Origin of the sequence: Micromonospora sp. D75, assembly GCF_018070405.1 — a bacterium.
Lineage (GTDB): Bacteria > Actinomycetota > Actinomycetes > Mycobacteriales > Micromonosporaceae > Micromonospora > Micromonospora chalcea.
The window spans coordinates 1-4,937 of sequence record NZ_JAGPXV010000456.1 but is presented as its reverse complement, the minus strand read 5'-3'; the positions used below and the strand labels follow the sequence as shown (position 1 = coordinate 4,937).

2 protein-coding genes are annotated in these 4,937 nt (G+C 74.3%); both read left to right on the top strand.

Annotated elements, in window-relative coordinates:
* Positions 1-1,826, top strand: a 1,826-nt coding sequence (locus KBX39_RS22995) for an acyltransferase domain-containing protein (RefSeq protein ID WP_210872458.1), incomplete at its 5' end; no start/stop codon positions are given.
* A gap of 47 nt (positions 1,827-1,873) precedes the next feature.
* On the top strand, positions 1,874-4,937 hold a 3,064-nt coding region (locus tag KBX39_RS22990), incomplete at its 3' end, for a type I polyketide synthase (RefSeq protein ID WP_210872456.1).

The window sequence follows — 4,937 nt, the reverse complement described above, 5'->3', positions numbered from 1 at the left end:
AGGTCGTGCAGCCGGTGCTGTGGGCCGTGGGTATGGCCCTGGCGGCGGTGTGGCAGCACGCCGGGGTCACCCCGGCGGCGGTGGTCGGTCACTCGCAGGGCGAGATCGGCGCGGCGTGTGTGGCCGGGATCCTCTCCCTGGAGGACGCGGCGAAGGCTGTGGCGTTGCGGTCGCGGGCGCTGACGGTGCTGCGGGGCACCGGGACGATGGCGTCGGTGGACCTGTCGGCGGAGGCGGTGGCCGAGCGGCTGTCGGCGTTCCCGGGTGTCGGGGTGGCGGCGGTGAACGGCCCGTCGACGGTGGTGGTGTCGGGTCCGCCGCAGCCGGTCGCGGATCTGGTGGAGGCGTGTCAGGCCGACGGGGTGCGGGCGCGGTTGATCCCGGTGGACTACGCGTCGCACTCGGCGGCGGTGCAGGACGTCGCGGAGCAGTTGCGCGCCGACCTGGCCGACGTGACGCCGCGACAGGGCAACGTCCGGCTCGTCTCCACCCTCACCGGGGACTGGGTGGACCCGTCCTCGATGTCGGCGGACTACTGGTACGACAACCTGCGGCAGACCGTCCAGTTCGAGGCCGCCGTCCGGGTGGCCGTCGAGGCGGGTCACACGACGTTCGTCGAGATCAGCCCCCATCCGGTGCTGACGATGCCGGTCACGGCGATCCTGGACGACGCCGGCGCGACCGGGCACACGCTGGGCAGCCTGCGGCGCGGTGACGACGACGCGACGCGGCTGCTGACGAACCTGGCGACCGCCCACGCGATCGGCCTGCCCGTCGACCTGACGGCCGTCCTCGCCGAGACCGACGTGGTGGCACTGCCCACCTACGCCTTCGACCGCAGCCGCTACTGGCCCACCGCCGTGACCGGGCAGGACGGCGCCGAGGAGACCCCGAGCGGCGTCGACTCCGCGTTCTGGGCGGCCGTCGAACGCGAGGACCTGGCCGCGCTCGCGGAACTCACCGAGCAGGACGCGACGGAATCCCTGGAACGGCTGGGCGGGGCCCTGCCCGTGCTCGCCTCCTGGCGACGCCGGCAGCGCAGCCGGTCCGCCCTGGACGACCTGCGCTACCGCGCCGTCTGGCAGCCGTACACCGGCACGCCCGTCAGCTTCCTCCCCGGCGCCTGGTGGGTGATCGCCGACGCACGGCACCCGGAGGAGGGCGAGGCCGCCGTCGCCGAGCTGTCCCGCCGGGGCGCCGACGTCCGGCTGGTGTCGCTGCCGGAGAACCTGACCGACCGGGCCGCCCTCACCGCGCACCTGAGCGGTGTCACCCGTACCTCCGACGGCGGAACGGCCCCGGTCGACGGGGTGCTGTCCCTGCTCGCCGGGCAGACCGACGCCGAACGACGCAAGACCCTGCTGGAGCTGGTACGCGGGCAGGCCGCCGCGGTGCTCGGGCACGCCTCGATGGACGCCGTCGAGCCGGACCGGGCGTTCCGCGAACTCGGCTTCGACTCGCTGACCGCCGTGGAGCTGCGTAACCGGCTCACCGCGGCGACCGGCGTGCGGCTGCCCGCCACCGTGGTCTTCGACTACCCGACCGCCGCCGGGCTGGCCGAATACGTGCGGGCCGCAATCGTCGACGGCGGCGTGGCCGGGGTCGCACCGGTCTTCGGTGAGCTGGACAGGTTGGAAGCGGCACTCTCCGGCTCGGCGCCGGACCGCAGCGCCCGAATTCGGATCACCGAACGGCTGCGGGCGCTGCTGGCCTCCCTCAACGAGGCCGACGCCCCGGCGGACGGCGACACCGTCGCCGAGAAGCTCCAGGACGCGACGCCGGACGAGGTCTTCGACTTCATCGACCGCGAGCTGGGGATGTCCTGACGTGATCGCTGCTGCGACGACGGGTCAACACAAGGAGTGCGCGGTCCATGGCTGACGAGGCGAAGCTTCTCGACTACCTCAAGCGGGTCACCGCTGACCTGCACCAGGTGCGCCAGCGCCTGCGCGAGGTGGAGGCCGGTGAACAGGAACCGGTCGCCATCGTCTCCATGAGCTGCCGCTTCCCCGGCGGGGTGCGCTCTCCCGAGGACCTGTGGGAGGTGGTCGCGTCCGGCCGGGACGTGGTCACCGACTTCCCCGAGGACCGCGGCTGGGACCTCGGGTCGCTCTACGACAGCGACCCCGAACAGAGCGGCACGTCGTACACGCGGCAGGGCGGCTTCGTCCACGACCTGGCCGACTTCGACCCGGGCTTCTTCGCGATCTCCCCCCGCGAGGCGCTGGCGATGGACCCGCAGCAGCGCTGGCTGCTGGAGACATCGTGGGAGGCCCTGGAGCGGGCCGGCATCGACCCGCACTCGCTGCGCGGCAGCCGCACCGGCGTCTTCGCCGGCAGCACCGGCCAGGACTACGGCACCGTGCTGATGGGCGCCGCGCAGGGCCTGGAGGGGCACCTGATGACCGGCAACGCCGGCAGCGTGGTCTCCGGCCGGATCGCCTACACCTTCGGGCTGGAGGGCCCGGCGGTCACCATCGACACCGCCTGCTCGTCCTCGCTGGTCGCCCTGCACCTGGCGGGGCAGGCGCTGCGGCAGCGGGAGTGCACCCTGGCGATCGTCGCCGGGGTCACCGCCATGTGCACCCCGGCCGCCTTCGTCGAGTTCTCCCGGCAGCGCGGCCTGGCCGCCGACGGCCGGTGCAAGTCGTTCGCCGCCGCCGCCGACGGCACCGGCTGGTCCGAGGGCGTCGGCGTCCTGGTGCTGGAGCGGCTGTCGGACGCGCAGCGCAACGGCCACCCCGTCCTCGCCGTGGTGCGGGGCAGCGCCGTCAACCAGGACGGCGCCTCCAACGGCCTGAGCGCCCCGAACGGGCCGTCGCAGCAGCGGGTGATCCAGCAGGCGCTGGCCAACGCCGGCCTCGCCACCGGCGGCGTGGACGTGGTGGAGGCGCACGGCACCGGCACCCGGCTCGGCGACCCGATCGAGGCGCAGGCGCTGCTCGCCACGTACGGGCAGGACCGGGGGGACTCGGCGCCGCTGCTGCTCGGGTCGGTGAAGTCGAACATCGGTCACACCCAGGCCGCCGCCGGTGTCGCCGGTGTGATCAAGATGGTCATGGCGATGCGGCACGGCGTCGTACCGCCCACCCTGCACGTGGACGAGCCGACGCCCGAGGTCGACTGGTCGGCCGGCGAGGTGTCGCTGGTGACCGAGGCGACGCCGTGGCCGGCGGTGAGCCGGCCGCGCCGCTCGGCCGTCTCCTCGTTCGGGGTGTCCGGCACGAACGCCCACACCATCCTGGAGCAGGCTCCGGAGCCCCAACAGTCTCCGTCGGCCGCCGCCGCGTTGCCGGTCGAGCGGCCGGTCGTGCCGGTGCCGGTGTCGGCCCGGGACGCGGCCGGCCTCGCCGCGCAGGCGGGCCGCTGGGCGGCCCGGATCGCCGCCGACGAGACCCTGCGGCCCCTGGACGTGGCCTTCTCGTCGGTCACCTCACGCTCCACCCTGGAGCACCGGGCCGTGGTCTCCGCGACCGGCCGTGAGGAGTTGCTGGCCGGGTTGCGTGCCCTGGCCGCCGGGCAGCCGTCGGGTGCGGTTGTCGTGGGCCAGGCCGGCGGCCGGGGTCCGTTGGCGGTGCTGTTCTCCGGCCAGGGTGCGCAGCGCGCCGGCATGGGCCGGGAGCTGTACGCCGAGTTCCCGGTGTTCGCCGCCGCGTTCGACGAGGCGTGCGGGCACCTGGACAGGGCCCTGCCGCGCCCGCTGCGTGAGGTGCTCTTCGCCGAGCCGGGTTCGGCTGAGGCGGAGCTGCTGGATCAGACGGTGTTCACGCAGGCGGGGTTGTTCGCCGTCGAGGTGGCGCTGTTCCGTCTCGTCGAGTCCTTCGGCGTCGCCCCCGACCTGGTCGGCGGCCACTCGATCGGCGAGGTCACGGCCGCGTACGTGGCGGGGGTGTTGTCGCTGGAGCACGCCTGTGCGTTGGTGGCGGCGCGGGGCCGGTTGATGCAGGTGTTGCCGACCGGTGGCGGGATGCTGGCGGTCGCGGCGGCCGAGGCCGATGTGGCGGCGGCGCTGGACGGGTTGGCCGGTGTGGGGGTCGCGGCGGTCAACGGTCCGCAGGCCGTTGTGGTCTCCGGTGCCGTTGAGGCCCTCGACGAGGTGGAGCGGGTCTGGAAGGACCGGGGTGTGCGTACGCGTCGGCTCGCGGTCAGCCACGCGTTCCACAGTCCGTTGATGGAGCCGATGCTCGCTGATTTCCGGGCCGTTCTCGACGGGTTGGAGTTCGCCGCGCCGGTGCTGCCGGTCGTGTCGAACGTGACGGGTGCCCTGGCCGACGCAGGCGAGATCTGCACGCCGGAGTACTGGGTGCGGCACGTGCGCGAGGCGGTGCGGTTCGCCGACGGGGTCGCCGCGCTGCGCGCCGCCGGGGCGGACACGTTCCTGGAGGTCGGCCCGCGTAGCGTGCTGACCGCGATGGTCGGCGACATCCTGCCCGCCGACGACGCCGTGCTGGCCGTGCCGGCGCAGCGCGGGGACCGGCCCGAGGCGCACGGGCTGCTGGCCGGGCTGGCCGAGCTGCACGTGCACGGGGTGGCGGTCGACTGGCGGCAGTGGTTCGCCGACACCGGCGCGCGGCGCGTCGACCTGCCCACGTACGCCTTCCAGCACCAGCGCTACTGGCCCGAGGCGGGCGCCGGGTGGACCGGCGACGTCACCGCCGTCGGCCTGCGCCCCGCGCAACACCCCCTGCTCGGGGCCGCCGTCGGCGTCGCGCACGCCGAGGGATTCCTGTTCACCGGCCGGCTGGCCCGGCGTACCCACCCGTGGATCTGTGACCACGTCGTCTTCGACACCGTGCTGCTGCCCGGCACGGGCTTCGTCGAACTCGCCCTCCAGGCCGGCGCGCACGTCGGCGCGGACCACGTCCGCGAACTCACCCTGGAGTCGCCGCTGATCCTGCCGGAGACCGGGGGCGTCGACATCCAGCTCTGGATCGGCC